Below are 24,958 nucleotides of genomic sequence, written 5' to 3' on the forward strand. Positions count from 1 at the left end.
CACCAGGGCCCACCTACTTCTCTTGGGGCTTCCATCCGTCGTAGTGCTCGTCGAACTGCCTCTTGTACGAGTCGCCGTCGCGCAGATAGCCATCGATCTCCTGCGCATGGGAGGAAGGATTCGCCATCTGCATGGCCTTCTTCCAGGCGCTGTTCAGCACATCGGTGCGGTTGCGGAGCCAATTGGCAAGGGTCTTCATGTTATCGAGGTCGTCGGCGTAGGTCCCCGACGTGACATCGATGTCCGAGAGGCTCGATATGAGGTTGCTCACGTCGAGGGAGAGCTGGTAGGCCTCGTTTCGGGCATTCGTGCGCTCGTCTGAGTCTGCGGTGGCCGCAAGCGTCCGGTAGCTCTGCTCGTCCGCATCGGCACGCTCCTCGAGATCCTTGAGCCGACCATACACATCGCTGAGCTTCCTGTAGGTGGTGGCATCGCCACTCTCCACCTCGCCGGCATCCGTGGAACCACCATCCTGGCCCTTGAGCTCCGTCACGATGCCGGGAAAGCCCGCCATGGAGGTGTCCGCCTCTGACTTGGCGCGGGAGTCGGAGGCGTTGGGGTCCCAGGGGTGCGTGAGGAAGAGCACGCCGCCACCCACGAAGAGCAGCGCTGCCGCTAGGGCCACCACCAGGGTGCGCACGCGCAGCGCACCGGCACGCTGCAGCCCGTCGTTGCCCGAGACGGGCTCGGCCGGCAGGGCGCTCACGATGCGCGGCACGAAGGCGGTGTCCTCACTCTCAAAGCGCTCGTCAGCCACGTCCTCGTCGGGTTGAGGGGCGTCGGTGTCGTCCGCGGGCGCCTCGTCGGCGTCGGTACCTTCCCCCTCGCCGCTCACGATCTTGAGGCGCGACACGTCAGACGCGCGAGCATGCTTGGGACGCGCGACGGGCATGCCACAGTGCGGGCACACGTCCTCGCCGTCGGGGACCAGGGAGCCACAGCTGGGACACCAGGTGCCCTGAGGGGGCACCACAGATGCGATCCGCCCCATGTCGGCATGGCAGGCAGGGCAGCGCACGGCATCGTCCGGGACGCTTGTACCGCAGTTGGGGCAGATCACACGTGACTCCTCTCTCCCTGCGCTACGCCGGACACGCACCCGTCATGCGCTCAAGGATATAGGGAAGGATACCCCCAAACGCCAGGAACCTGCCCTCGGTGGGCGTGTCCACGCGCACGATGCAGCCGAAGCGCGTCACCTTCCCGTCCCCCGCCGTGGCCGTCACCTGACAGACGGGGTGCCTGGGAAGCCCCTCGGTGAGGTCGACCTCCTCGATGTCGTAGCGCTCCCGCCCCGTGAGTCCCAGCGAGCGTGCGGAGTCACCATCCATGAACTGCAGGGGAAGCACGCCCATCTGCACGAGGTTGGAGCGATGGATGCGCTCGAAGCTCTCCGCGATGACGGCGCGCACCCCCAGCAGCAGCGGGCCCTTGGCTGCCCAGTCACGGCTCGAGCCAGATCCATACATCCTGCCCGCCACCACGATGGCGTCCACGCCACGCTCCCGGTAGTGCTCCGCGGCCGCGAAGATCGTGGCCGCCTCGCCCGTGAGCAGATCCTCGGTCCACCAGCCCCGGACGCCTCCCGCCAGGGCGTTCTCCAGGCGCACGTTGGCAAAGGTGCCCCTCGTCATGACCTCGTGGTTGCCCCGCCTGGAGCCATAGGTGTTGAAGTCCCCCTCGGCGACGCCGTGGGCACGCAGGTAGTCCGCCGCCGGTGCCGTGGGAGAGATGGCGCCGGCGGGAGAGATGTGGTCGGTCGTGACGAAGTCCCCCAGGAAGGCGAGGGTGCGGGCGCCCGAAGCCCCCCGCATGGGCTCGTGCCGGGCAATCTCGAAGTAGGGGGCACGACGGACGTAGGTGGAGGCGGGGTCCCACGAGAACGTGTCGCCCTCTGCGACCTTGAGCTCCCTCCAGGCGGGGGAGCCCTCGAAGAGCCCACGCGCACCCTCCTCGAAGAGCTCGGTCGTAAGCACGCCCGCAAGCGCGGCGCTCACCTCGTCGTTCGTGGGCATGAGGTCGTCGAGCATGACCTCCTCGCCCTGGGCGCCTCTGCCCACCGGCGTGTGCGAGAGGTCGACGTCGAGGGTGCCGACGAGCGCATAGGCCACCACGAGCGCAGGGGCGGCAAGGTAGTTCTGCGCCACGTCGGGCGAGATCCTCCCGTCGAAGTTGCGATTGCCCGAGAGGATGCTTGTGAGCTCCATGTCCCCGGCCCGCTCACTGAGACCCACGGCGATCCCGCCCGAGTTGCCGATGCAGCTCATGCATCCGAACCCGCAGGTATAGAACCCAAGCTCGAAGACGTGGCGGGCGAGGCCCGTGCGCTCGAGCAGAAGCTCGGTGGCATGGCTGCCCGGCGCCAGGATGCGCTTGACCCATGGCTTGGCGGAAAGCCCGTGCTCGCGGGCCTTCTTGGCCAGCAGCCCCGCGGCGACCATCATCGCCGGGTCGGTCGCCGTCGTACAGCTCGTGATGGCGGCAATGGCAAGGGCGCCCCGATGGAGCTGATGGGTCTCCCCCGCCATGGTGATCTCGAAGGTCTCGTCGAAGTCGCCCAGGCCGTGCGCCTCTGCCGTATGTCGCACGGCATCTTGCAGCGTTGCGGGCGTCACATGGTTGTGGGGCCGCGACGGGCCAGCCAGCGAGGTCCCCACGGTGGCGAGGTCGAGCGTGAGCGTGCGGGCGTAGCGACGCTCCCCGCCCGCGCCAAAGACGCCCTCCGCCTCGAAGTAGGCACGAACGAGATCGACCTGATCGTGAGCGCGCCCTGTCAGGCGCAGGTAATCGAGGACGTTCTCGTCCACGGGGAACAGCGTGGTGGTGCAGCCATACTCAGGTGTCATGTTGGCGACGCAGGCGCGCTGCGTGGGCGTGAGCGACGAGACGCCGGGCCCTGTGACCTCAACGAGGTTGCCAACCACCTGGGCGTCACGCAGTAGCTTGGCGACCGTGAGGGCGACATCCATGCCCGAGACGCCGTCATGGAGCGCGCCCGTGAGCCTCAGCTCCACGACGGCGGGAACCAGCAGGGAGATGGGCTGGCCGAGCGACGCCGCCTCCGCCTCGATGCCGCCCACGCCCCAGCCCAGCACGCCCAGGCCATTGGCCGTCGTCGTGTGGGAGTCGGTGCCCACGAGCGTGTCAAAGCAGGCCATGGACCGCTCGGAAAGGGCGTCCGTCGTGACGACCTCACTGAAGCGCTCTATGTTGAGCTGGTGGCAGATGCCTCCCCCGGGCGGCACGATGCGCACGTTGCCAAACGAGCGGCTCGCCCATTTGAGGAAGGCGAAGCGCTCGGCGTTGCGCTCGGCCTCACGTGCCTCGTTCTCGCGCCTGGCATCGGAACGTCCCGCGCAATCGGCGGTCACGGAGTGGTCCACGACGAGCGTGCAGGGTATGCGTGGGTTCACCGTCCTGGGGTCTCCCCCCCGCTCGACCATGGCGTCGCGCATGGCCGCGAAGTCCACGAACACGGGCACGCCGGTAAAGTCCTGGAAGAGCACGCGGGCAGGCATGAACTCGATCTCGTCGCCCTGCTCGCCGGAGAGGCCGGCGGACACGATGGCATGGACGAGCTCTCGTGCGCGCTCGTCGCTCTCGGCCCGGCGGATGCAGTTCTCCAGGAGCACCACAAGCGCCCGTGGCAGAAGGCCCACGCCCGGAATCCCGCTCACGTCATAGAACGACACGGTCCGTGAGCCGACCCGCATGTCCTTGGGCATGCGGGCGGCTCGGACTGCGACGTCAAGCTCATTCTGGCCCAGCTTCATAGCGCGTCTCCCCCTCCTGGCGACATCCGCACCGACATGTTTCAGGCTAGCTTGTTTTCGAGATTATCCCGCATCGTCGAGACGCCGCGGCACATTCGCTATAATTGGCAACAATGGCCCCATAGCTCAGTGGATGAGAGCGTTCGCCTCCGGAGCGAAAGGTCGTGGGTTCGAATCCCCCTGGGGTCACCAGCACCTGGCCGGCCGATGCCTTCGGGCACCGGCCTTCTTACTATCTACCTGGGCATCCCGCCCAGCCAAGGAGCCTTTTGCATGATCACCATCGTCAAGGAGTCGGCAACGCCCGCACAACTCGAGCACTTCGTGAGCTGGACACAGGATCGCGGCTTCAGGACCAACGTCTCCCAGGGCGAGAACGAGACCATCGTGGGCATCATCGGTGACACGAGCAGGATCGATCCCCTCCTTCTGGAGCCCATGGGCATCGTGGAGGAGGTGCGCTGCGTCTCCGACCCCTTCAAGAAGGCGAACCGCACGTTCCACCCCGAGGACACCGCCATCGACTGCGGCCATGGCGTGCGCATCGGTGGCGGCAACTTCCACGTCATCGCCGATCCCCGCTGCGTCGAGGGCGAGAGCATCCACCGCATTGCCGAGGTGGCCAAGGCCGCGAGAGCCACGCTGCTCCGGGGCAGCCCCTATCGTTCGAGCACGAATCCCTACTCGTACCAGGGCATGGGTGCGGCAGGGCTCGGGCTGCTCGCGCGGGTGGGCCACGACGTGGGCATGCCCATCATGGACGAGGTCATGGACACACACGACGTGGGGCTCTTCGTGGACAAGGGCATCGACGTCATGCAGATCGGCACGAGGAACGCCCAGGACTTCGCGCTCCTGCGGGAGGTGGGCAGGACACGGGTGCCCGTGCTCCTCAAGCGCGGAAGGTCCGAGACCATAGACGAGTTACTCATGGTGACGGAGCACGTGATGAGCGAGGGCAACTCCAGGGTCATGCTCTGCGAGCGAGGCATCCGCACCTTCGAGGCGCGCACCCGCTACACCTTTGACGTCAACGCCATCCCCACCCTCCATCGCCTCTCGCACCTCCCCGTCATCGCCGACCCCAGCCACGCCGCCGGCTCCCGGCGCTACGCCGCGCCCGTCGCCCCTGCGGCGTGCGCCGCCGGGGCGGACGGCCTCATGGTCGAGGTGCACGACAACCCCAACGAGGCACGGTCGGGCGGGGCCACGGCGCTCACGCCCGAGGGGTTCGCCACGACCATGCGACGCGTCTCCCTCGTGAGGGATGCCGTCACGACCAGGCTGGAGGCATAGCGCATGGGTACGCGGGAGAGAGGGCACGTCGGAACGTTCGTGAGCGGCCGCGTGGGCATCGTGGGGCTGGGGCTCATGGGGGGTTCGTTCGCACGTGCCCTGCACCAGGGCGGCCGCGAGGTCTATGCCAGCAACCGCACGCGGGCCACGCTCGAGCTCGCCATGATCGACACCGTGGACGCGGAGCTCACCAATGACACCATTGGGACCTGCGAGCTCGTCATCCTCGCCGGCTATCCGCAGATGACCATCGACTGGATCGTTGGTCATCAGGACCTCGTGGCACCCAACGCCATCGTCATAGACACCGTGGGCGTCAAGCGCACCATCTGCTCCGCCTGCTTCAGGATCGCCCGGGGGCATGCCTGGCACTTCGTAGGCTGCCATCCCATGGCAGGCACGCAGTACTCCGGCTATGCCCACTCGCGCGCCAACATGTTCAAGGGTGCCCCCATGGTGATGGTGCCACCCGAGGACCTGGATGACCTTGCCCGCCTCGACCTCCTCGACCGTGTCGAGCGGCTGCTCGAGCCGTGCGGCTTCGGTCGCTTCACGGTGACGAGCGCCGAGCGGCACGACGAGGTCATCGCCTTCACCTCGCAGCTTGCCCATGTGGTCTCCAACGCCTACGTGAAGAGCCCCTCGGCCCGCGACCACAAGGGATTCTCGGCAGGGTCCTATCGCGACCTCACCCGCGTGGCGCGCCTCAACGCGTCCATGTGGCGAGAGCTCATGCTTGACGACGCCGACAACCTCTCGACGGAGATCGGCATGCTCATAGACAACCTCGCCGCCTACAGGCAGGCGCTCGATACGCACGATGGCGAGCGGCTCGAGGAGCTGCTCTCTGAGGGTGACCGCATCAAGAGGAAGATTGAGGGACGATGAGCGATACCAGGGTCATCCAAGTGGACACGCCGTCCAGGTCCTACGAGGTCCTCGTGGGCCAGGGCATCCTCGGCGAGGTGGGACCGCGCGCCGCCAGGCTCATCAGGGGTCGCAGGGCGCACGTCATCTCCGACTCCAACGTCGCCCCCCTCTATGCCGATGATGTCACCGGCTCGCTGCGGAGGGCGGGCTTCACGACGGACGTGCAGGTCTTCGAGGCGGGCGAGGCCAGCAAGGACATCCATACCCTCTCCGCCCTTCTCGAGGGCCTCGCCGCTGCCGAACTCACCCGCGATGACGTGGTCGTCGCCGTGGGCGGTGGCGTGACGGGCGACATCGCAGGCCTTGCCGCAGCCCTGTACCTGCGAGGGTGTGCCGTCATACAGGTGCCTACCTCGCTCTTGGCAATGGTCGACTCCTCGGTGGGTGGCAAGTGTGCCATCGACCTCGCAGCCGGGAAGAACCTCGCGGGAGCGTTCTTCCAGCCAACGCTCGTCATCGCCGACGTCGAGTGCCTGGATACGCTCACCCACGAGCAGCTCACCGATTCGTGCGGCGAGATGATCAAGCACGGGGTCATCCGTGACGCGACGCTGTTCAGGAAGCTCGCCGAGCAGCCCCTCAACGCCGACGGCGCCAGGCATGCCATGCGCGCGGCCCTCATCGCCCGCAACGTCGAGATCAAGCGCGACGTCGTCGACGCGGACGAGCGCGAGGGTGGCGTGCGGCAGATCCTCAACTTTGGACACACCATCGGCCACGCCATCGAGGCGGCAAGCGACTTCACCCTCGGGCACGGCTCGAGCGTGGCGGCAGGCATGTGCTGCATGGCGCGCGCCGCGGCTGCGTGCGGATGGTGCCCGCAGGACGTGGCGGACGACATCGAGCGTGTCGTGGATGCCTACGGGCTTCCCACGGACACCAGGCTCTCCCATGGACGCATCATGTCGCTCGTGCTGCACGACAAGAAGCGCCATGGGGACTCCTTCAACGTCGTGGTGCCGCGCGCCATCGGCGTGGTGGAGATCAGGACGGTCAGTGCCCAGGAGCTCGCCGACCTGGTTGACCTGGGCTGCGGTGTGTCGCGATGAGGGTCACCATCGAGCCCTCCCCCCTCGCTGGGACGATAGGGGCTATCGTCTCGAAGTCCGTGGCGCATCGCCTGCTCGTGCTCGCCGCGCTCAGGGATAGGACGACCACGCTGCTCTGCCCCACCACATCAAGGGACATCGACGCCACGGCTACCTGCCTGTCGGCATTGGGCGCACGCGTCACGCGCACGCGCATCGGCTTTCGCGTGGTGCCGATCCCCCGAGACGGGGCGGGGCTGAGGATTCCCGAAGGGGCACACCTCGACTGCGGCGAGTCCGGCTCCACGCTGCGCTTCATGCTCCCTGTGCTCTGCGCTCTCGGGGGCGGCAGCATCCAGGGACACGGCAGGCTGGCCAAGCGTCCGCTCTCGCCGCTATGGGAGGAGCTCTGCGCGCACCATGCCCGCCTCTCGGCACCGGGGTCGTTTCCCCTCACCGTCTCGGGCCCACTCACCGGTGGCACGTTCACGCTCCCCGGCACGGTCTCGTCGCAGTTCGTGACAGGTCTCCTGCTCGCCGCGTGCATACTCACCGAACGCGTGACGATACTCGTGGAGCGGCCCATCGAGTCGCTCTCCTACATCAGGCTCACGCTGGATGCCCTGGGCACCTTTGGCGTGGGCGTCACGGAGGCGGAGACGTCACGTGGTGGCAGGGACTACCTCTCGCTCACCATCGCCGCGGACGCGCGCCCCGCAGGTCCCGACGAGGTGCGGGTGGAGGGCGATTGGTCCTGTGCGGCCTCCTGGCTCTGCGCTGGCGCCCTCGGCCGTGGCATACGGGTCTCCGGGCTGGAGGGGCGCTCCCACCAGGGAGACCGCGCCATCCTCCTGACGCTGGCCTCGCTGGGCGCGCACGTGCGGCAGGAGGGCACGACGGCCGAGGCGCGCGGAGGCGCGCTCACGGGTCGCACCATCGACGCCGCCGACGTGCCCGACCTCGTACCGCCCCTCGCGGCGGTGGCATCCACGTGCACGGGGACCACACGCATCATCCATGCCGAGCGTCTGAGGCTCAAGGAGTCAGACCGCCTCGAGACCGTCTCGTCAGCCCTGAACGCGATGGGTGGCATGGTCTCCATCAATGGGGACGGCCTTGCCATCCACGGCGTCCCACGCCTCAGAGGGGGCATCGTGGATGCGGCCAATGACCATCGCATCGCCATGATGGCGGCCGTGGCCGGCGCCACCGCCACAGGCCCCACCACCATCCTGGGCGCAGAGTGCGTACGGAAATCCTACCCCGCCTTCTTCGATGACTTCAGACGCCTTGGCGGCACGGCGACGGAAAGTGAGTAGCAGCATGCCATCCTCCTTTGGGAACACCCTGCGCGTGAGCATCTTTGGGCAGTCACACTCGGCTGGGATCGGCTGCGTGGTGGAGGGGCTCCCCTCCGGCCATCACGTCGACCTCGATGCGCTTGCCGCCTTCATGGCGCGCAGGGCGCCCGGACAGGGCAGCTGGACCACGCCGCGCGCGGAGCCCGATGCCGTCAAGGTCGTCGCTGGGCTCAATGTGCGGGGAGACACCTGCGGCGCACCGCTTGCCCTGCTCATAGAGAACACCAACACCCGCTCGCAGGACTATGATAGGCTCCTCACCCATCCCCGGCCCGGTCACGCGGACTGGCCTGCCCAGGCGAAATGGGGCGGCAGCCAGGACGTCCGCGGTGGCGGGCACTTCTCGGGCAGGCTCACGGCGCCACTGTGTGCCGCAGGTGGGATCGCCCGTGCCATCCTGGGCGAACGCGGCGTGCGTGTGGCGGCACACCTTGCGAGCATTGCGGAGGTGGAAGACGAGCCCTTCGCCCCCCTGCCCGGCACCGTGCTCGACCGACAGCTGGAGGCGGTGACCGCGGCGCGGCCCCTCACCACCATCGACTCTGCCGTGGCGAGGCGCATGGCGCAGGCCATCGATGCCGCGCGCGGGGACCAGGACTCCGTTGGCGGGACCATCGAATGCGTGGCCACCGGACTTCCCGCGGGTGTGGGCTCGCCCATGTTCGACGGCCTGGAGAACCTGCTTGCCCGGGCGCTCTTTGGCATCCCCGCCATCAAGGGCGTGGAATTCGGTGCGGGCTTTGCAGCGGCCCGCCTGCGCGGCAGCGAGGACAACGACCCCTGGCACACCGATGGGTCCGAGGTGATGCCCACGAGCAACAACGCGGGGGGCATCCTGGGGGGCCTCAGCACCGGTGCCCCCATCATCCTGCGCGTCGCCATCAAGCCCACCTCGAGCATCAGCCGTCCCCAGCAGACGATTGACATGGTGCGCGGAAAGGATGACACCGTGGAGGTCGCCGGGCGCCACGACCCCTGCATCGCACCGCGCGCCGTCCCCGTGGTGGAGGCCACCTGCGCGCTTGCCCTGCTGGACGCCTGGCTCTCCTTCCCTCCCGAGCACGCCCGACGCAACGCCTAAGGAGCACCTGTGGAAGACCTCCGACAGATTCGCCAGGATATCGATAGGATCGACCGCCAGATGGTGGATCTCCTCGTAGAGCGCATGGACTGCGCCGACAGGGTTGCGGCATACAAGGCGGCCCATGGCATCCCCGTGCTCGACCGCTCGCGTGAGCGTGCCGTCGTGCGCTGCGCCATGCAGCGCGCCCCAGAGGGCCTCAAGGACCAGACGGCCGTCCTGATGGAGCTGCTCATGTCCATCTCCCGTGCCCGACAGTCCCAGCACCTGGGCACCGACACGCACATCTCCGATGCCATCACCCAGGCCCTCGGCGCCATGCCGCGATCGTTTCCCACCAGCGCGTTCGTGGCGACGCAGGGTAGCGAGGGCGCCTACCAGCAAATCGCCGCCGATCGTCTCTTCCGCCATGCGGACATCACCTACTTCGACAGCTTCGAGGGCGTCTTCAAGGTTGTCGAGGAGGGCCTCTGCCAATACGGCATACTGCCCTTGGAAAACAGCACGGCCGGTTCGGTCAACCAGGTCTTTGACCTCATGATGCGCCACGACTTCCACATCGCGCGCAGCTGTCGCGTGAAGATAGACCACAACCTGCTCGCCAAGCCCGGCTGCACCCTGGCGGACATCACGGACGTCTACAGCCATGAGCAGGCCATCAGACAGTGCGAGGGGTTCCTCGCGGGGCTCGGGGGCGTGTGCGTCCATGCCTGCGAGAACACCGCCTCGGCCTCGCGCAGGGTCGCAGAGAGCCCGGACAGGGGCATCGCCGCGCTGGCGTCGCGGGCGTGCGCCGACCTCTACGGGCTCAACGTGCTCGCCCGCAACGTGCAGGACCAGGACAACAACTACACGCGCTTCGCGTGCATCGCCAAGGACCTCGTCATCTACCCGGGCGCGGACAAGACGACGCTCATGCTCGTGCTTGACCACGAGCCAGGCGCCCTCTACAAGGTGCTCGGCACCTTCTATGCGCTCGACATCAACATCACCAAGCTGGAGAGCCGTCCCATCCCCGACCGCGACTTCGAGTTCATGTTCTACTTCGACCTTGCCGCAGATGCGACGTCCCCCGAGTTCCTCAGGCTCATGCGCACCCTCGAGGGCAGCTGCCAGGAACTGCGCTATCTGGGTAGCTATGCGGAGGTCATCTGATGCCCGCCGAGAGCCCATCGTCCCAAGTGGATGCGCCCTTTGGCCTTCTGGGTCGTACGCTGGGGCACAGTTGGTCGCCAGCCATTCACACGGAGCTGGGGTCGGCCCCCTATGAGCTCTTCGAGCGTGAGCCCGAGGACGTCGAGTCATTCGTCCGCGCCGGAAGCTGGCGTGGCATCAACGTGACCATACCCTACAAGCGCAGGGCCTTCGAGCTTGCCGACGAGGCAAGCGTGCGGGCGCGACGCCTCGGTGTGGCCAACACGCTCGTGCGGAGGCCTGACGGCAGCATCTATGCCGACAACACGGACTACGCCGGCTTCGCGTGGATGCTCGACAGGTTCGCCCGTCGCGTGTGGGGGGCTCCCGCCGAAGGGGCGCTCGCGGGCACAAGGGCGCTCGTGTTGGGATCGGGGGGGGCGAGCCAGGCCGTCCAGGCCGCGCTTTCCGATGCCGGCGCCCACGTGACGGTCATCTCCCGCACGGGCGCGAACACCTACGACACCCTCGTCGAGCGACAGGGTAACACGACCCTCGTGGTCAACGCAACGCCCGTGGGCATGTGTCCCACCTGCCCCGCCTCGCCGCTCTCAAGGCACCATCTGGATGGACTGCCCCATCTCGGCGGCATCCTGGACGTGGTCTACAACCCCCTGCGCACGGGGCTCTGCCTCATGGCGGAGGAGCGCGGCATCCCCTGCGAGTCGGGCCTTGCCATGCTGGTGGGGCAGGCCGTCCGATCCAGCGAGCTCTTCCAAGGAGGCACGATTCCAGGCAAGCGCATGGATGCCCTGGTCGCCTCCCTGCGCGCACGCCGCCTCAACGTGGCCCTCATAGGCATGCCTGGCTCAGGGAAGAGCAGCACGGGCAGGAGCCTGGCCCGTCTGATGAGGCGCCCCTTTGTCGACCTCGACGAGGCCATCCGGCTCAGGCAGGCATCGCCCGAGGACATCATCAAGCGTGACGGCGAGGATGCCTTCAGGGCCATCGAGACTGCCGTCGCCAGCAACTATGGTGCCCGCTCGGGCATGGTGATCGCCTGTGGTGGCGGCATCGTCACGCGTCCCGAGAACTATTGGCTCCTTCACCAGAACGCGACCATCGTTCTCATCAGACGCCCGCTTGACGAGCTCTCGAGCGAGGGCCGCCCCCTCTCCATCTCGCGGGGCATCGAGGCCCTGGCCGCCGAGCGCACGGCCCTCTACGAGCGATGGGCGGACGTCACGATCGACTGCACGGGGTCGGCCGCATCGGACGCGCAACTCATACAGAGACTCCTCTCCCATCCCTCATCTGCGTTTTGAGACCCCGACGCTCGCCGAAAGTATGACAAGGTACCTTTGCGGCGCTGCCTATACTCGGAACGGTGACGGTACGCATGAATGGCGGAGGTGCCCGGTATGGATGTGGATGCAGTGGCGAGCAAGGTGCTCCAAAGCGTTGGCGGCGCACAGAACGTCGTCTCCAGCACGCTCTGCATGACACGCCTGAGGCTGGCACTCGTCGACCCAGACAAGGTTGACCAGACGGCCCTCTTTGACGTCCCTGGCGTGCTGGGCATAACCAAGCGGGGGCACAGCGGCATAGAGGTGGTCTTTGGCCCCAATGCGGTGCACAGCGTGTACGACGCCGTGTCACAGCTCTGCGGGACGAATGGGGGCGTGGACACCGAGGATGCCCCGGCCAACCAGGAGCACCGTCTCAAGGTGAGCGTCATTCGAGGGTCGCATGGCGAGGAGGACGTCGGGACACTCGTCTCCTCCACGCTTGATGCGGACGACGAGGACGACGCCCATGACGAGGTGGACTTCCTTGCGTCGCTGCTGGCGGACGTCGAGGAGGAAGAGGACGAGGGCGAGCCCACGGGGCGGCCCGCCCTGCTTGTCGTGAACGGCCCCAACATCAACATGCTGGGCATTAGGGAGCCCGACCTCTACGGTAGCGAGAGCTTTGACACCCTCCTCGAACTGTGCCACACGACGGCGCACGAGGCTGGGTTCGCTCGCTGCACCTGCTTCCAGTCAAACCATGAGGGAGACATCGTTGATACCATCCAGGACGCCTATGGCGTCTTTGATGGCATCGTCATCAACCCCGCAGCGTACACGCACACCTCGGTTGCCCTCCTTGACGCCCTCAGGGCTGTCTCGATACCCACCATAGAGGTTCACATCTCACGGGTGGATATGCGAGAGGACTTTCGACAGGTCTCCTACCTGCGTTCCGCCTGTCTCGAGACCATCGCGGGCGAGGGCATCCAAGGCTATGCGCACGCCATCAGAAGCCTTGCCGACCATCTGGGGGACGCACGGGAGGGTGGCAGCCCCCTCACGCCGCATCCCCACACGGGCAGGGGCTAGGCCAGATCGTGCTTCCTGCGGCACTGCCAGATGGCGGCATCGCTCACGAGCATGTCGACAGGCACGTCGTGCGCTTCTATGGGAAGGGGGCTCCCGCTTACCTGCAGGCTGCGGGCGACGCCCACCTTAAGTCCGGGATACCACCTCAGGAAGTTGTCATAGTAGCCTGCGCCGTAGCCTATGCGATAGCCGCGCGCGTCAAAGACCAGACCGGGCACGAGGCAGACCGACTCCCTGTCATTCGTGTCCAGAGGCTCACTGTGACGTGGGTGCGGCTCGAGGAAGCCACGAGGGCCCCGCCTGAGATGGGAGAGGGAGTCCACCCGCACAAACCTCAGCGACCGCTCGTCGTTGGTTGCCTTGGGCAACCCGACGGCAACGCCCCGAGAGAGGGCGTCCTCCATGACGGGCATGCAATCGACCTCGCCGCGATAGGGGACATAGCCCAAGAGCACATGCGCACGGCGCAGTTCGGAGAGGTTGATCAGATGGACGAGAAGCTCGCTGTCCATACGCTTGCGTATGCGGGACGAAAGGCCATCGCACGCAGTGATGTAACCATTACGCAACGCATCCTTGCTGGCGTCCTCACCCCGAGAGCTTGCCATCATCCCATCTCCTACGCAATGTACAAAACAATTGAGGCTACGATAGCCTAGACTCCTGATCAAAGTTCTGTCAAATGGCGAAGCACACGAAAAGATGGTCAATGGTCGCATGTGGTGGGACAGAGCGCGAGCGCATGGTTCGCATGGGCCCCTATGACGTAGCGCTCCATCGTGGCGGCGTGCGCCACATCAACATGCGCGTGCGTCCCGACGGCACGCTCCGCATCAGCGCGCCTCTGCGCGTGGGTGCGCAAGACCTTGAGCGCATGGTGATGGGGCACGCCGATTGGATTGACGGGCGACTTCGGGAGATGAGGGACCGCTCCCTGCACGAGCGAACGCGCTGGCAGAATGGTAGCCGCATAGTCCTGCTCGGAACCACGTACGTCCTCTCGGTTCAGGTGGCGCCACGCCGCCTCGCGCGATTGGATGGGGATGTGCTGTGGGTGGGTCTCCCCGAGGGGAGCCCATACGTGGACGGCGTCCGCGCCACCGTCGACGCGCTGGCCAAGCGCATGCTCGCGGACAGGCTCAAGGAGCTCTTCTATCGGTATGAGCGCGCGATGGACGTACGTCACGCACGCACGCGCATACGTCGCATGACGAGCCGCTGGGGTTCCTGCAACGTACGCACGGGCGACATCACCATCAACCTTGAGCTGGCCTACCGCGAGCCCCCCTGCCTGGAGTCCGTGGTCGTCCACGAGCTCTGCCACCTGCTTGAACCCAGCCACGACCAGAACTTCTACAGGCTCATGGGCCTATACCATCCCCATTGGAGCGAGGCGCGCGCCCAGCTGCGCGACGATCCCCCGCAGCGATGAGGGCGCATCGCTGCCTCCGGTGCCGTATCATGGGGAGCGTCGCACATCGGATGACGAGGAGCATACATGCCAAACGAGGGCAGCTACGAGGCGGCATTGCGCCGCAGCAACCAGATCCGGGACGACCTCGGGGCCAACCCCGACAGGTACCGCGTGCTCACGGGCGACCGTCCCACCGGACGACTCCATCTTGGCCACTACTTTGGCACCATCAAGGAGCGCGTTCGCCTGCAGGACCTGGGTGTCAGCACCAGCATCATCATCGCGGACTACCAGGTCATCACCGACCGTGACACCACCGAACACGTCCGGGACAACGTCTATAACATGGTCATGGACTACCTCGCCTGCGGCATCGACCCCGCCAGGACCATGATCTTCACGCACTCTGCCGTGCCGGCGGCAAACCAGCTCATGCTGCCGTTCCTCTCGCTCGTGACCGAGACGGAGATGAGGCGCAACCCCACCGTCAAGGCCGAGCAGGCGGCATCGGGCCACGCCCTCACGGGACTCCTGCTCACCTACCCCGTGCACCAGGCCTGCGACATCCTGTTCTGCAAGGGCAACATCGTGCCGGTGGGACGCGACCAGCTCCCCCACATCGAGATGGCGGCAAGGATCGCCCGCCGCTTCAACGAGCGCTATGGCAGGGTCTTCCCCGACGTGGCGGGCCTCCTCACGTCGACGCCGCTCATCCCCGGCCTCGACGGCCGTAAGATGAGCAAGAGCTATGGCAACGCCATCTCCATCAGCATGACGCCAGAGGAGACGGCCAGGCTCATCAGGAAGTCCAAGACCGACTCCGAGCGCACCATCACGTTCGATCCCGAGAACCGTCCCGGCGTGTCCGCACTGCTCACCACTGCCGGCATCTGTACCAACCGCGACCCCGCAGACATTGCCGCGGAGATCGGTGGGGGCGGTGCCGGTCAGCTCAAGCAGTACGTGACGCAGGCCGTGAATGACTGCTTCGCCCCCATCCGCGAGCGGCGCCACCAGTACGAGGGCGACCTGGACTACGTCAGGGACGTGATCCATGACGGCAACCGCCGTGCCAACGAGATTGCCACCAGGACGCTCGACGAGGTGCGCGAGGTCATGGGCATGGTGTACTAGGGCATGAGCCGTGGGCCTTCGATGCCGCGGGCCTGCTCCGCTCGATAGGGTACAGTGTAGTAAACACTGATATAAACGTTTTTTGGACTGAATCATGGGCGTCTCGATCCGCGACATAGCCAGAGAGACCGGCTTCTCGCCGGCAACGGTCTCCAACGCGCTCAACCATAAGCACGGCGTGAGGCGAGAGACCTCCAAGGCCATCCTCAGCGCTGCGCAAAGGCTGAGATACAACCTCCCAAGCCGTCTCACGCGCATCCAGTTCGTGATCGTCCGAAAAAGCGGCCTCGTCCTCGACGAGTCGGACTTCCATCCTGCGGTCATCAATGGCGTCGAGCGTGAGGCCCGAAAGAATGGCCTGGGCACGGGCTATGTGACCATAGACCTGAGCGATCCCGACTCCTCCCTGCAGATGCGACGGCTGTGCCAGGATGTCGGTTCGGGCATCGTCCTCTTGGGAACCGAGATGGACGAGGAGGACTACAGGCCGCTTCACAGCCCATCCGTTCCACTTGTCATCGTTGACGGTTGGTGCTACCACGACTTCATCGAGTCCATCGTCATCTCGAACGAGAGCTCCTCGTACCGTGCGGTGCGCTACCTCATCTCCCACGGGCACGAGCGCATCGGCTACCTCAAGGGCGACCCCGTCATCCGCAACTTCCCCCTGCGCGAGCGAGGCTGCAGGCATGCCCTCGCCGAGGTTGGCCTGTCCTTTGATGACAGGTACTGCGTGACCGTGGGCACCACGCTCTCCCTGGCCTATCGGGACTCCAAGAGGTGGCTGGACACCAACCCCGAACTCCCGACGGCGTTCTTCGCTGAAAACGACGTCATGGCCTGTGGCATGATGCGCGCCCTGCTCGAGCGAGGCATCCGCGTTCCCGAGGATGTCTCGCTGGTGGGCTTCGACGACCTGCCCATTGCCACCGTCATGCTTCCCGCCCTCACGACGATCCACGTTCCCAAGCACGACATGGGGATCATGGCCGTACAGAAGCTCATGGCACAGGTCAAGAGCCCCCAGAGCTTTGTGTGCACAACCCACATCTCGACCTCGTTCGTCGAGCGGGACAGCGTGAGAACCCTCTAGCACACGAGCCTGTGACGAGTCGGCCTCAGGCAAAGTGTCGTTCGGCGGCCTTCTCGACCTCGTTGCCCTTCGTGAAGTCCTTCAGAAAGGTTCTGTAACCCGCCACATCGTCCGCGTCGGGCCCAATCGTGACGCTCTCCATGTTCGAGAAGACGCGCCGGGACAGGAAGTCGGCGAGAGACTCTCCCTCTCCCCCATTGAGCATGTAGGATGCGGCTAGCGCCTGACCCCAGGCACCGCCCTCCCCTGCCGTCGCCATCACGGTCACGGGCACGTCAAGCGCGGCCGCGAGGATCGTCTGGGCGACCCCGGGCGTCTTGAACATGCCACCATGCGCATAGAGCCTGTCGATCCGCACGTCCTCGGCCTTGAGGGCCTCATGGCCTACCGCAAGCGCCCCGAAGGCGGCCATGACGTTCATGCGCATGAAGTTCGCGATGGTGAAGCGTGCGTTTCGCTTGCGCATGAAGAGCGGGTGGCCCGTCCGCACGCCCATGACCGTCTCTCCGGAAACGAACGGCAGACTCACGAGGCCACCCGCGTCCCTGTCGGCGCCAAGCGCCGCATTGAAGAGCGTGGTGTAGACGTCGTCCCTGTCCACGGGGGTTCCCATGGTCTGGGAGTAGTCCATCAGGAACTCGACCCAGTCGTTTATGTCGGACGTGCAGTTGTTGCAGTGAATCATCGCAACGGGATCGCCAACGGGCGTCGCCACCAGGTCGATCTGGGACAGCGTCGCATCCCTGAGGGGATGCTCCAACACCACCATCGAGAAGACCGACGTGCCTGCGGACACGTTGCCCGTACGCCGGGCGACGGAGTTCGTGGCCATCATACCGGTGCCGGCGTCTCCCTCCGGTGGACAGAGGGGACAGCCCGCCTCGAGGTCACCCCCCACATCCAGGAGGTGTGCGCCCGCATCGCTCAGGCGCCCCGCCTCTGACCCCGCAGTCAGTACTTCGGGCAGCAGGTCCCCGAAGCTCTGCCTGACCCCCCTCTGGGCCAGGGCCCTGTCAAGGCTGTCCAGCATCGCTGCATCGTAGTCCCTGGTGAGGGAATCGATGGGGAACATGCCCGAGGCGTCACCAACGGAAAGCACCCGCTTGCCCGTAAGCCTCCAATGGGCATACCCCGCGAGCGTCGTGAGGAAGGAGACGTGCGGCACATGCGCCTCCCCATCAAGCACCGCCTGATAGAAGTGGCTGACGCTCCAGCGCTCGGGCACATGGAACCGAAGGAGGTCGGACAGCTCGCGGGCCGCCTGGGCCGCAGTCGTGTTGCGCCAGGTGCGAAAGGGAACCAGCAGCGTGCCCTCGGCGTCAAAGGGCAGGTACCCATGCATCATGGCCGAGATGCCCATGGCCCCGATGCGGCGGAGCGTCATCCCGTAACGAGCCTTGACATCCGCCTTGAGGGAGGCGTAGGCGGCTTGCATGCCACCCAGCAGCTCCTTTTCAGGGTAGGTCCAGTAGGTGCCGTCAAAGCTGTTTTGCCAGTCGAAGGTGCCTATGGCCACTGGTTCGTTGGCAGAGTCGATGAGCACCGCCTTGATGCGCGTGGAGCCATACTCCAAGCCGAGAACGCACGTGCCCGCGTCGAGGTCGTACTTGATGTCCTGACTGTCTCGTGCCATAGTCCTCCTCCTTGTGGAAGGGACCGCGTCCCAGGGGGGAGCGCGGCCGGGGATGTGCTCAAGCCGCCATGCGAGCGATCCAGGGCCTAGCGGTAGCAGATCTCGCCCAACTTGAGGTCGCGCTGAAAGTCGCGCAGGTTGGTGTTGGCGTCGATGATGACGGGCTCGATGCCCATGAGCTCCGCCCAGTCGGCCATCTGATCGGCAGAGAGGTCGAAGGACATGGCCGTATGGTGGGCGCCGCCCGCATAGATCCAGGCCGTGGTACCCACCCTGAGGTTGGGGCGAGGCTCCCAGAACAGGGTGCCGGTCGGCAGCAGGGGCATGGGCCTCTCGACCTTCTTGCAATCGACGTCCTGAATGATGAGACGGAAGCGGTTACCCATGTCAACGAGGGACGTGGCGATGGCAGGCCCCGTCTTTCCCGTGAAGATGAGGCGTGCGGGGTCCTCGCGCTCGCCCATGGAGAGTGGGGTCACGCGCATGGCGATCCTCCCCTCCGCAACGGAGGGATCGACCTCTGCCATGTGGGACTCGAGGATGCCCTCCTTGCCTCTGACCAGGTTGTAGGTGTAGTCCTCCATCAACGCAGAGCCGCGCCCACCCTTCATGCCGGCCGTCATGACCTTCATGAGGCGAACCATGGCGGGCGTCTTCCAGTCGCCCTCGGGGCCAAAGCCAAACCCCTTCTGCATGAGACGCTGTATGGCCAGGGACGGGAGCTGCCTGAGGGCTCCAAGGTCACCGAAGTGATCGGAGAAGGCGTTGTAATCGTGCTCCGTCAGGAAGCGCTCGATGCCGATCTCCTGGGCCGCCTGCACCTCGACGTGACGGCGGAACTCCTTGAGGTCGCGACCATCGAGCACAAGGTCATAGGTCTCGTAGTACTCGTCGGCAAGGGCCCTTGCCTCGGCATCGGAGACGGATTCGACGTAGGGGGCGAGGTCGTTCACGGGCCAGGCGTCAACGGTCCATCCCAGCTTGACCTCGGCCTCGACCTTGTCGCCGTCGGTCACCGCCACGTTGCGCATGGTGTCCGCAAAGCGGCACACGCGGATGGCACGGCTCTCGTTGACGCCAACGGCGACGCGCATCCAGCGGCCCAGGTCCGCCTGGACGTCACGATCCCTCCAATGTCCAAAGACCACCTTGTGCGCCCAGCGCATGCGGGCAAAGATATGGCCCAGCTCGCGTTCGCCGTGAGCTGCCTGGTTCTCGTTCATGAAGTCCATGTCTATGGTGTCCCAGGGAATCTCCTCATTGTATTGGGTCGCAAACTGGCAGAGGGGCTTCCTCAGGTCCTGCAGGCCGTGGATGTAGGACTTTGCCGGCGAGAAGGTATGCGCCCAGGTGATGATGCCGGCACACGAGTCATCGGCGTTCGCAGCATCGAAGGTGGCCTGGATGACGTCGGAGGTCAGCAGGTTGGGCTTGAGCACGACCTCATAGGGAACCTCGTCGCTGGCATTGAGGGCACCGACGACCTCGGCGGAGTGCTCCGCGACGTGGGCGAGGACCTCATCGCCATAGAGATCCTGCGTGCAGGGGCAGAACCAGAACTGATACCTCTTGATGCCAAGCATGACAATACCTCCTGGTGACAGATGCATACGAGATGACATCACCCGTCTGGGCGATGGGCGACAGATGGCTACTTGATGACCTGGTTGGCCTCGCGATCGGAGAAGAGGGCAAGAAACACCAGAAAGACGATGCCCATGACGAGCTGCTTGGGAGCAGCCTCAAGCCCCATCATCGACAGGCCACGGTCGAGGATGCAGTATGTGAGGACACCGACGACGATGTTGGAGAAACGTACCTTCGCACCACCCGAGATGGGCAGGCCGCCCAGCACCAATGCCAGCATTATCTGCGTCTCCATCATGCTGCCGCCTGTGGCGGTCACCGAGCCGTTGCGAATGGCGAGGACGAACGCCGCGAAGCCGGTGATGGCACCCGCGGCGATGTAGACGAGGGCCTTGGTGCGCGGCACATTGACACTCGCAAAGCGTGCGGCGGTCTGTCCAGCACCGATGGCCTTGAGGCTGGCCCCCAGGGGGGTGAAGGTAAAGGCCAGGTAGAAGACCACGAGGCAGCCGATGGTGATTGCCAGGAGCAGCGTGGGGTCATTGAGTTGGCTCTGCAGGTAGCCAGCGCCCTGAGCGGGCGAGTTCGTCGTCAGGAAGGCGACCACGCCACGAAGCAGGAACATGGTGCAGATCGTGACGATAAACGATGCTATCTGGCGACGCACGTGGAAGTAGGCGTTGACGGCGCCGATGAGAGCACCGGTCGCCACGCCACCCACGACGGCAAGGATTGGGTTGACGTTGGACAGTGTGCACACCACGATGCAGGACACGCCGATCATGGAGCCCTGTGAGAAGTCGAGCGATCCCATGGACATGATCATGAACACGCCGATGGAGGCGATCATGAGCGCATAGGTCGAGTTGAGGATGAGCCTCACGTTCTTGGGATGAACGATGGAACCCCCCGTCGCCACGGCAAAGAATCCGAGGATGAGCAGAAAGCCCAACAGCGGCAGGACGGAACGGACGTTGATCCGCGAGAGGATGCCCCCCTTGCCGTCCTGGGGGTCCCCGGCGACGGTCACCGAGGCGGTCTTGGTGTCAGTCATCTCGTGTGCCTCCTAAACCATCAGGGAGATGAGGTCTTGCTCGGTCATGTCCTTGGAGCGTGCGAGCTCGCCGGCGACCCTGTGGTCCCTCATCACGAGAATGCGATCGCACATGCCGATGAGCTCCATGATCTCCTCGGAGATCACGAGGATGGCCTTGCCCTCCCTGCGCATCTGGTCGAGCAGGTCGTATATGTCGGCCTTGACCTTGATGTCTATGCCGCGCGTGGGAGAGTCGAGCAGGAGGACGTCGGACTCGGCGCCCAGCCAGCGGGCAAGGACCACCTTCTGCCTGTTGCCACCCGAGAGCGCCGAGACGAACTGGCTCACGTCCACCATCTTGACCGACATCTCCCTGGCATACCTCTCGGCGAACGCGCGCTGCCGCGTGCCAAGGAGGGGCAGCCCCATCTTGCGTAGGGAGGGCAGCGTGATGTTGTCCTGAATGGTGTCGGCGATGAGCAGAGACTCGTTGTCACGGTCCTTGGAGGCATAGGCGATGGAGTGGTCGATGGCAGTGTCGATGCCGTCGACCGGTGTGCCGTCTGCGAGCGTGACCTCGCCGCTGCGGTCATAGGAGGCACCAAAGAGCGCCTTGCCGACCTCGTGCATGCCGCACTCGGAGAGGCCGCCGATGCCCAGGATCTCTCCCCTGTGCAGATCGAGCGAGACGTCCTCGAGCTCGCCGGGGACGCTCACGTTGCGCATCGAGAGCGCCACGTCGCTCGCCAGGGACTCGCCATAGTCCTCTCGATAGTAATGAGCGCTCATCCGGCGACCGACCATGAGGGTCTTGAGATCGTCCTCGGTGACGTCCCTGGCCGACACGGTCTTGACGAACTCCCCATCGCGCAGGATGGAGATCGTGTCGGACATCGCCAGGACCTCGGTCATGTCATGGCTGATGAAGATGACCGTACGGCCATCGTCACGGATGGAGTTCACGATGTCGAAGAGCTTGTGGCGGCCGTTCTGGCTGAGGGCCGTCGTCGTCTCGTCCACGACGAGCACCTTGGGCTTGAACCAGGTGGACTTCACGATCTCGACGAGCTTGCGGTCCTCGAACGCATAGTGCTCGATGGGGTCGGCTGCCCGTATGTGGCTCAGCCCATAGTCGTCGAGCAGCTCCTGGGCCCTTTTGAGCATGGCGGCGGCGTTCTTGATGCCACCCTTCATGAACTGTCCCTCGTCGCCCAAGAACATGTTCTCGGCCACGGTCAGGCCGTCGAGGGTGCCCTGCTCCTGAACGATGACGGCGGCACCGTGATGGTTCGCGTCAACCTGGTTCTTGGGAGCGATCCTCTCCCCGTCCAGCTCGAAGCTGCCCTCCCCGATGGGGATGATGCCCGTGAGCATGTTCGTGAACGTGGACTTGCCGGAACCGTTCTCACCGATGAGCGCGTGGATCTCTCCCTTGTGGAAGTCAAGAGAGACGTGATCCACGGCATGGGTAGGGCCAAACCGCCTGTCGATGCCCACCGCACGAAGCATGACGTCGTGTGCCATGATGCGTCCTCCCCTCCTACTTGACGACGGCGCCGTTGCGACGCCTGGTGGTGAGCGTGACGATGACCAGGAGCGTGGCGCCGGTCACGATGTTGTTGACGGTGGTGGGCATGCCAAGCGCGACGAAGCCCGCAAAGATCATGGCCACGATGTACTCGCCGATGAGGATGGAGATCACGGGGTGCCCGTACTTCCTGAATGCGAGGCCGAAGAACGTGCCCATGAGCGGCTGGAAGTTGAGCGCCTGGGAGAGCATGCCCGTCAGTGGGGTCTGTGCCGTACCGTAGCCCAGGTACAGGATGGACATGATGCCCATGAAGGTACCGCACAGCATGAAGGCGATCGCCTTGTAGCGATCCACATCGACGCCCATGTTCCTTGCGACGAGCTCGTTGGCGCCGATGGCGTTGGTGTAGGTGCCCACCTTGGTGTACTTGAGGATGAACCAACACAGCAGATAGGCAGCGACGGCCACGATCAGGTTCCAGGGGTAGGCGCCAAAGAGCTTGAACGAGTCGGAAAGGCGGGTGCCGTTGATGTTGGCGACCCACACCGAGAGGCTCTCATAGATGAGCGAGAGGCCCGTCGTGACGATGATCGAGGGGATATGCATCTTGATGTATGCCAGCCCGTTGAGGGTGCCTAGGACGAGACCGGTCAGGATGGGGATGACGATGATGGCCACCCATCCCAGCTGGGGAATGAAGGCGATGGCCAGCAGCTCGGAGAGTACGAGCATCGAGCCGATCGAGAAGTCGAAGAGGCCCATGACGCAGATGAAGTACAGACCACAGCCACCGATGGCGTAGATGAGGGCCGACTGGAGGTATGACATGAGCTTGTCGGGCGCACCAAACGTATCCGGCGCGGCGACCTTGAAGACGACCCAAAGCAGAAGCGCAATGAGAAGCAGCAACCCCACGCCATGCCACTGGCTCTGCCGCGGCCTTTTGAGCAACGTTTGCATCAATAATCCTCTCACCTGGTGGATATGCGAGAGAGCGCCCAGACGGGAACCATGTGGACTCCCTCTCGCCCCGCATGCCCCCAAGGGAACGGCAGGGATGTGTCATGCGCTATGACGCTGCCTGACGTCATCGATGCTGAGGGTCGTGGCCCACTTGTTGAGGTCATCGAAGCCCATGTCTGCGAGCTGCTTGATCTCGTCGTCGGAGTAGGGCGCGGCGTCGACGAAGTACTTCTCGTACTCGTGGTACTCGTCAACGCTGGAGACGTACACATAGGGGAACTTGATCTCGGCACCAAACTCGCCCTCCTTTTTGGCGAGCTTACCCTTGCAGGCCTGGTATGTGAGCAAAAACGCATAGAGGGGATCACAGAAGTGGCCGCCGGACTCGGCGAAGATGCCACCGCTCTCGAGCTGGTCGGCGAGGTCGGAGAGGAAGTCCGTCGACACGACGGAGATCTGGCCGGTTCTGCCCATGTTGGCAAGCTGGCCGATGGAGCCAACCAGAGGATCCCCACCCCCGCCGGCGACGATGAGGCCGTCCATGGTGGGGTAGGTGTTGACGAACTGCTCGGTGACCTTGGCGCCCTCGGCGGAGGACGTGTTGGCGTAGACGGGCTCGGTCATCGTGGCCCGATCGTCGGGATGGGTGTCGTTCCACTCGTCGAGACCCTCCTTGTAGCCCTGCCAGCGCAGTTGGAACGTGGCGTCGCCAACCGTCCAGCCCTCGAGGCAGATGGTGCGGGCGCCGGTGCCGTTGGGGCCGCCCTTCTCGGTCAGGAGGCCCATGAGCGTCTTGCCATTGAGCACCTCGTCCTCATGGACGGCGCCCACATAGTACTTGGAGTCCTGTGCCGCCTTGTACACATCGGGAGAGGCATCCTTGGAGATCATGCGATAGAACTGCGTGACGTACATCTCGTTCTCGTTGCAGGTGTTGATGACGGAGGTCATCTCGGAGTCTGCGGAGTTGCAGATGACGATGCCGTCGCAGCCCGCCGCGGCAAGCGTCTCGGCGGAGGCGGTGACCTGCTCGGAGACGTGGCCCTGGTCGACGATCGTGGTCTCGACGCCCAAGACGTCGGCGGCCTTCTTGATGATGTCGACGGACAGGGAGCCAAGCGCATCCGTGGAGCTCCAGGTGGAGACGCCAATCTTGATCTTCCCGCCCTCGCCGGAGCCACCAGAGCCCGTGCCGCCGCAGGCGGTCAGCAACGATGCCACCCCGAGGCCGGCTCCCGCAACGCTCCAAAACTTGACGAAGTTGCGCCTAGACAGACTGCTCATGACGAGACCCCCTTCTATTCCCTGCTCGCGCAAGGCCCATTGGCGCATTGCCCGTATGACATCCGTCAGTGCGCCATCAATCCGACCCATGCCGGGACGCATTCCCTTGAGAGGATTCTCTTCTTATCGTCACTGGAGAAGTTGAACGAGTACTGTGAACGGTAATAAAACAGTTATGAACGGATTCAATCCGTTTAACAGGAGTTTTTCTAAACGCATTATCATATTGTTCAGTAAATGCCTGCTACATGATAATAAAATATTTATATCTTTGTTTATATATACGGCCATGCGCCGCC

General features: G+C 64.9%; 20 protein-coding genes and 1 tRNA gene. 12 read left to right on the plus strand and 9 right to left on the minus strand.

The window, feature by feature from the left end:
* Nucleotides 1-13: 13 nt before the first annotated feature.
* Together J2S71_RS10590 and acnA are read right to left on the minus strand one after the other, a co-directional pair.
* Entirely contained in the window at nt 14-1,060 is a 1,047-nt protein-coding gene (locus J2S71_RS10590) for a zinc ribbon domain-containing protein (RefSeq protein ID WP_021726150.1), read from the minus strand.
* Between the two features lie 22 nt (nt 1,061-1,082).
* Nucleotides 1,083-3,773, minus strand: coding sequence for an aconitate hydratase AcnA (acnA, locus tag J2S71_RS10595; protein WP_307391666.1), 2,691 nt, complete (start codon nt 3,771-3,773; stop codon nt 1,083-1,085).
* 115 nt (nt 3,774-3,888) lie between these two features.
* Between acnA and J2S71_RS10600 the strand changes: the two genes are divergently transcribed.
* From J2S71_RS10600 to J2S71_RS10640, 9 genes are all read left to right on the plus strand, one after another.
* A tRNA-Arg gene (locus tag J2S71_RS10600) sits at nt 3,889-3,965 on the plus strand.
* A gap of 81 nt (nt 3,966-4,046) precedes the next feature.
* Nucleotides 4,047-5,069, plus strand: a complete 1,023-nt coding sequence (gene aroF / locus J2S71_RS10605; RefSeq protein WP_307391669.1) for a 3-deoxy-7-phosphoheptulonate synthase — start codon at nt 4,047-4,049, stop codon at nt 5,067-5,069.
* Between the two features lie 3 nt (nt 5,070-5,072).
* Nucleotides 5,073-5,957 carry a prephenate dehydrogenase gene (locus tag J2S71_RS10610; RefSeq protein WP_307391673.1) on the plus strand — a complete coding sequence of 295 codons (885 nt, stop codon included), beginning with the start codon at nt 5,073-5,075 and terminating at the stop codon, nt 5,955-5,957.
* Entirely contained in the window at nt 5,954-7,048 is a 1,095-nt protein-coding gene (aroB, locus tag J2S71_RS10615; RefSeq protein ID WP_307391676.1) for a 3-dehydroquinate synthase, read from the plus strand. The genes J2S71_RS10610 and aroB overlap by 4 nt, the downstream gene beginning before the upstream one ends.
* Nucleotides 7,045-8,346, plus strand: coding sequence for a 3-phosphoshikimate 1-carboxyvinyltransferase (gene aroA, locus J2S71_RS10620; protein ID WP_307391679.1), 1,302 nt, complete (start codon nt 7,045-7,047; stop codon nt 8,344-8,346). The genes aroB and aroA overlap by 4 nt, the downstream gene beginning before the upstream one ends.
* Nucleotides 8,347-8,350: 4 nt before the next feature.
* Nucleotides 8,351-9,469: a chorismate synthase gene (gene aroC / locus J2S71_RS10625; RefSeq protein ID WP_307391682.1), complete on the plus strand. Its 1,119-nt coding sequence runs from the start codon at nt 8,351-8,353 to the stop codon at nt 9,467-9,469.
* Nucleotides 9,470-9,478: 9 nt separating this feature from the next.
* Nucleotides 9,479-10,624 carry a bifunctional chorismate mutase/prephenate dehydratase gene (locus J2S71_RS10630; protein WP_307391685.1) on the plus strand — a complete coding sequence of 382 codons (1,146 nt, stop codon included), beginning with the start codon at nt 9,479-9,481 and terminating at the stop codon, nt 10,622-10,624.
* Nucleotides 10,624-11,928, plus strand: coding sequence for a shikimate kinase (locus J2S71_RS10635; RefSeq protein ID WP_307391688.1), 1,305 nt, complete (start codon nt 10,624-10,626; stop codon nt 11,926-11,928). The genes J2S71_RS10630 and J2S71_RS10635 overlap by 1 nt, the downstream gene beginning before the upstream one ends.
* 96 nt (nt 11,929-12,024) lie before the next feature.
* A complete protein-coding gene (locus J2S71_RS10640) occupies nt 12,025-12,984 on the plus strand; it encodes a type II 3-dehydroquinate dehydratase (RefSeq protein WP_307391691.1) in 960 nt (319 codons plus the stop codon).
* On the opposite strand, the gene J2S71_RS10645 is transcribed toward J2S71_RS10640, so the two are convergent.
* The gene (locus tag J2S71_RS10645) at nt 12,981-13,595 is read right to left on the minus strand and encodes a 5-formyltetrahydrofolate cyclo-ligase (RefSeq protein WP_307391694.1); all 615 of its coding nucleotides are present in this window, start codon (nt 13,593-13,595) and stop codon (nt 12,981-12,983) included. The genes J2S71_RS10640 and J2S71_RS10645 overlap by 4 nt on opposite strands.
* A gap of 131 nt (nt 13,596-13,726) precedes the next feature.
* Here J2S71_RS10645 and J2S71_RS10650 point away from each other — a divergent pair, with 131 nt between their 5' ends.
* From J2S71_RS10650 to J2S71_RS10660, 3 genes are all read left to right on the plus strand, one after another.
* Nucleotides 13,727-14,416, plus strand: a complete 690-nt coding sequence (locus J2S71_RS10650; protein WP_307391696.1) for a M48 family metallopeptidase — start codon at nt 13,727-13,729, stop codon at nt 14,414-14,416.
* Between the two features lie 66 nt (nt 14,417-14,482).
* Entirely contained in the window at nt 14,483-15,532 is a 1,050-nt protein-coding gene (gene trpS, locus J2S71_RS10655) for a tryptophan--tRNA ligase (protein ID WP_307391699.1), read from the plus strand.
* Nucleotides 15,533-15,626: 94 nt separating this feature from the next.
* On the plus strand, nt 15,627-16,625 hold the full coding sequence (locus J2S71_RS10660; protein ID WP_307391701.1) for a LacI family DNA-binding transcriptional regulator: 999 nt from the start codon (nt 15,627-15,629) through the stop codon (nt 16,623-16,625).
* Between the two features lie 25 nt (nt 16,626-16,650).
* Here J2S71_RS10660 and J2S71_RS10665 read toward each other — a convergent pair whose 3' ends face one another.
* The 6 genes from J2S71_RS10665 to J2S71_RS10690 all read right to left on the minus strand — a co-directional run bounded on the left by J2S71_RS10665 (nt 16,651) and on the right by J2S71_RS10690 (nt 24,659).
* Complete coding sequence (locus J2S71_RS10665) at nt 16,651-18,258, minus strand: xylulokinase (RefSeq protein ID WP_307391704.1); 1,608 nt, start codon at nt 18,256-18,258, stop codon at nt 16,651-16,653.
* Nucleotides 18,259-18,344: 86 nt separating this feature from the next.
* Nucleotides 18,345-19,841 carry an L-arabinose isomerase gene (gene araA, locus J2S71_RS10670; protein WP_307391706.1) on the minus strand — a complete coding sequence of 499 codons (1,497 nt, stop codon included), beginning with the start codon at nt 19,839-19,841 and terminating at the stop codon, nt 18,345-18,347.
* 68 nt (nt 19,842-19,909) lie between these two features.
* Entirely contained in the window at nt 19,910-20,899 is a 990-nt protein-coding gene (locus tag J2S71_RS10675) for an ABC transporter permease (RefSeq protein ID WP_307391708.1), read from the minus strand.
* A gap of 12 nt (nt 20,900-20,911) precedes the next feature.
* A complete protein-coding gene (locus J2S71_RS10680) occupies nt 20,912-22,405 on the minus strand; it encodes a sugar ABC transporter ATP-binding protein (protein ID WP_307391711.1) in 1,494 nt (497 codons plus the stop codon).
* Between the two features lie 16 nt (nt 22,406-22,421).
* Complete coding sequence (locus tag J2S71_RS10685) at nt 22,422-23,327, minus strand: ABC transporter permease (RefSeq protein WP_232204470.1); 906 nt, start codon at nt 23,325-23,327, stop codon at nt 22,422-22,424.
* Nucleotides 23,328-23,474: 147 nt separating this feature from the next.
* Nucleotides 23,475-24,659: a sugar ABC transporter substrate-binding protein gene (locus J2S71_RS10690; protein ID WP_307391715.1), complete on the minus strand. Its 1,185-nt coding sequence runs from the start codon at nt 24,657-24,659 to the stop codon at nt 23,475-23,477.
* Between the last annotated feature and the right edge of the window lie 299 nt (nt 24,660-24,958).

It is taken from the genome of Olsenella profusa DSM 13989, from assembly GCF_030811115.1.
Taxonomy (GTDB): domain Bacteria; phylum Actinomycetota; class Coriobacteriia; order Coriobacteriales; family Atopobiaceae; genus Olsenella_F; species Olsenella_F profusa.

Excerpts from the sequence above, each read along its gene's own strand:
- acnA (WP_307391666.1), bottom strand. The coding sequence starts at position 3,773 with ATGAAGCTGGGCCAGAATGAGCTTGACGTCGCAGTCCGAGCCGCCCGC.
- aroF (WP_307391669.1), top strand. The coding sequence starts at position 4,047 with ATGATCACCATCGTCAAGGAGTCGGCAACGCCCGCACAACTCGAGCAC.
- J2S71_RS10610 (WP_307391673.1), top strand. The coding sequence starts at position 5,073 with ATGGGTACGCGGGAGAGAGGGCACGTCGGAACGTTCGTGAGCGGCCGC.
- aroB (WP_307391676.1), top strand. The coding sequence starts at position 5,954 with ATGAGCGATACCAGGGTCATCCAAGTGGACACGCCGTCCAGGTCCTAC.
- aroA (WP_307391679.1), top strand. The coding sequence starts at position 7,045 with ATGAGGGTCACCATCGAGCCCTCCCCCCTCGCTGGGACGATAGGGGCT.
- aroC (WP_307391682.1), top strand. The coding sequence starts at position 8,351 with ATGCCATCCTCCTTTGGGAACACCCTGCGCGTGAGCATCTTTGGGCAG.
- J2S71_RS10635 (WP_307391688.1), top strand. The coding sequence starts at position 10,624 with ATGCCCGCCGAGAGCCCATCGTCCCAAGTGGATGCGCCCTTTGGCCTT.
- J2S71_RS10640 (WP_307391691.1), top strand. The coding sequence starts at position 12,025 with ATGGATGTGGATGCAGTGGCGAGCAAGGTGCTCCAAAGCGTTGGCGGC.
- J2S71_RS10645 (WP_307391694.1), bottom strand. The coding sequence starts at position 13,595 with ATGATGGCAAGCTCTCGGGGTGAGGACGCCAGCAAGGATGCGTTGCGT.
- J2S71_RS10650 (WP_307391696.1), top strand. The coding sequence starts at position 13,727 with ATGGTTCGCATGGGCCCCTATGACGTAGCGCTCCATCGTGGCGGCGTG.
- trpS (WP_307391699.1), top strand. The coding sequence starts at position 14,483 with ATGCCAAACGAGGGCAGCTACGAGGCGGCATTGCGCCGCAGCAACCAG.
- J2S71_RS10660 (WP_307391701.1), top strand. The coding sequence starts at position 15,627 with ATGGGCGTCTCGATCCGCGACATAGCCAGAGAGACCGGCTTCTCGCCG.
- J2S71_RS10665 (WP_307391704.1), bottom strand. The coding sequence starts at position 18,258 with ATGGCACGAGACAGTCAGGACATCAAGTACGACCTCGACGCGGGCACG.
- araA (WP_307391706.1), bottom strand. The coding sequence starts at position 19,841 with ATGCTTGGCATCAAGAGGTATCAGTTCTGGTTCTGCCCCTGCACGCAG.
- J2S71_RS10675 (WP_307391708.1), bottom strand. The coding sequence starts at position 20,899 with ATGACTGACACCAAGACCGCCTCGGTGACCGTCGCCGGGGACCCCCAG.
- J2S71_RS10680 (WP_307391711.1), bottom strand. The coding sequence starts at position 22,405 with ATGGCACACGACGTCATGCTTCGTGCGGTGGGCATCGACAGGCGGTTT.
- J2S71_RS10690 (WP_307391715.1), bottom strand. The coding sequence starts at position 24,659 with ATGAGCAGTCTGTCTAGGCGCAACTTCGTCAAGTTTTGGAGCGTTGCG.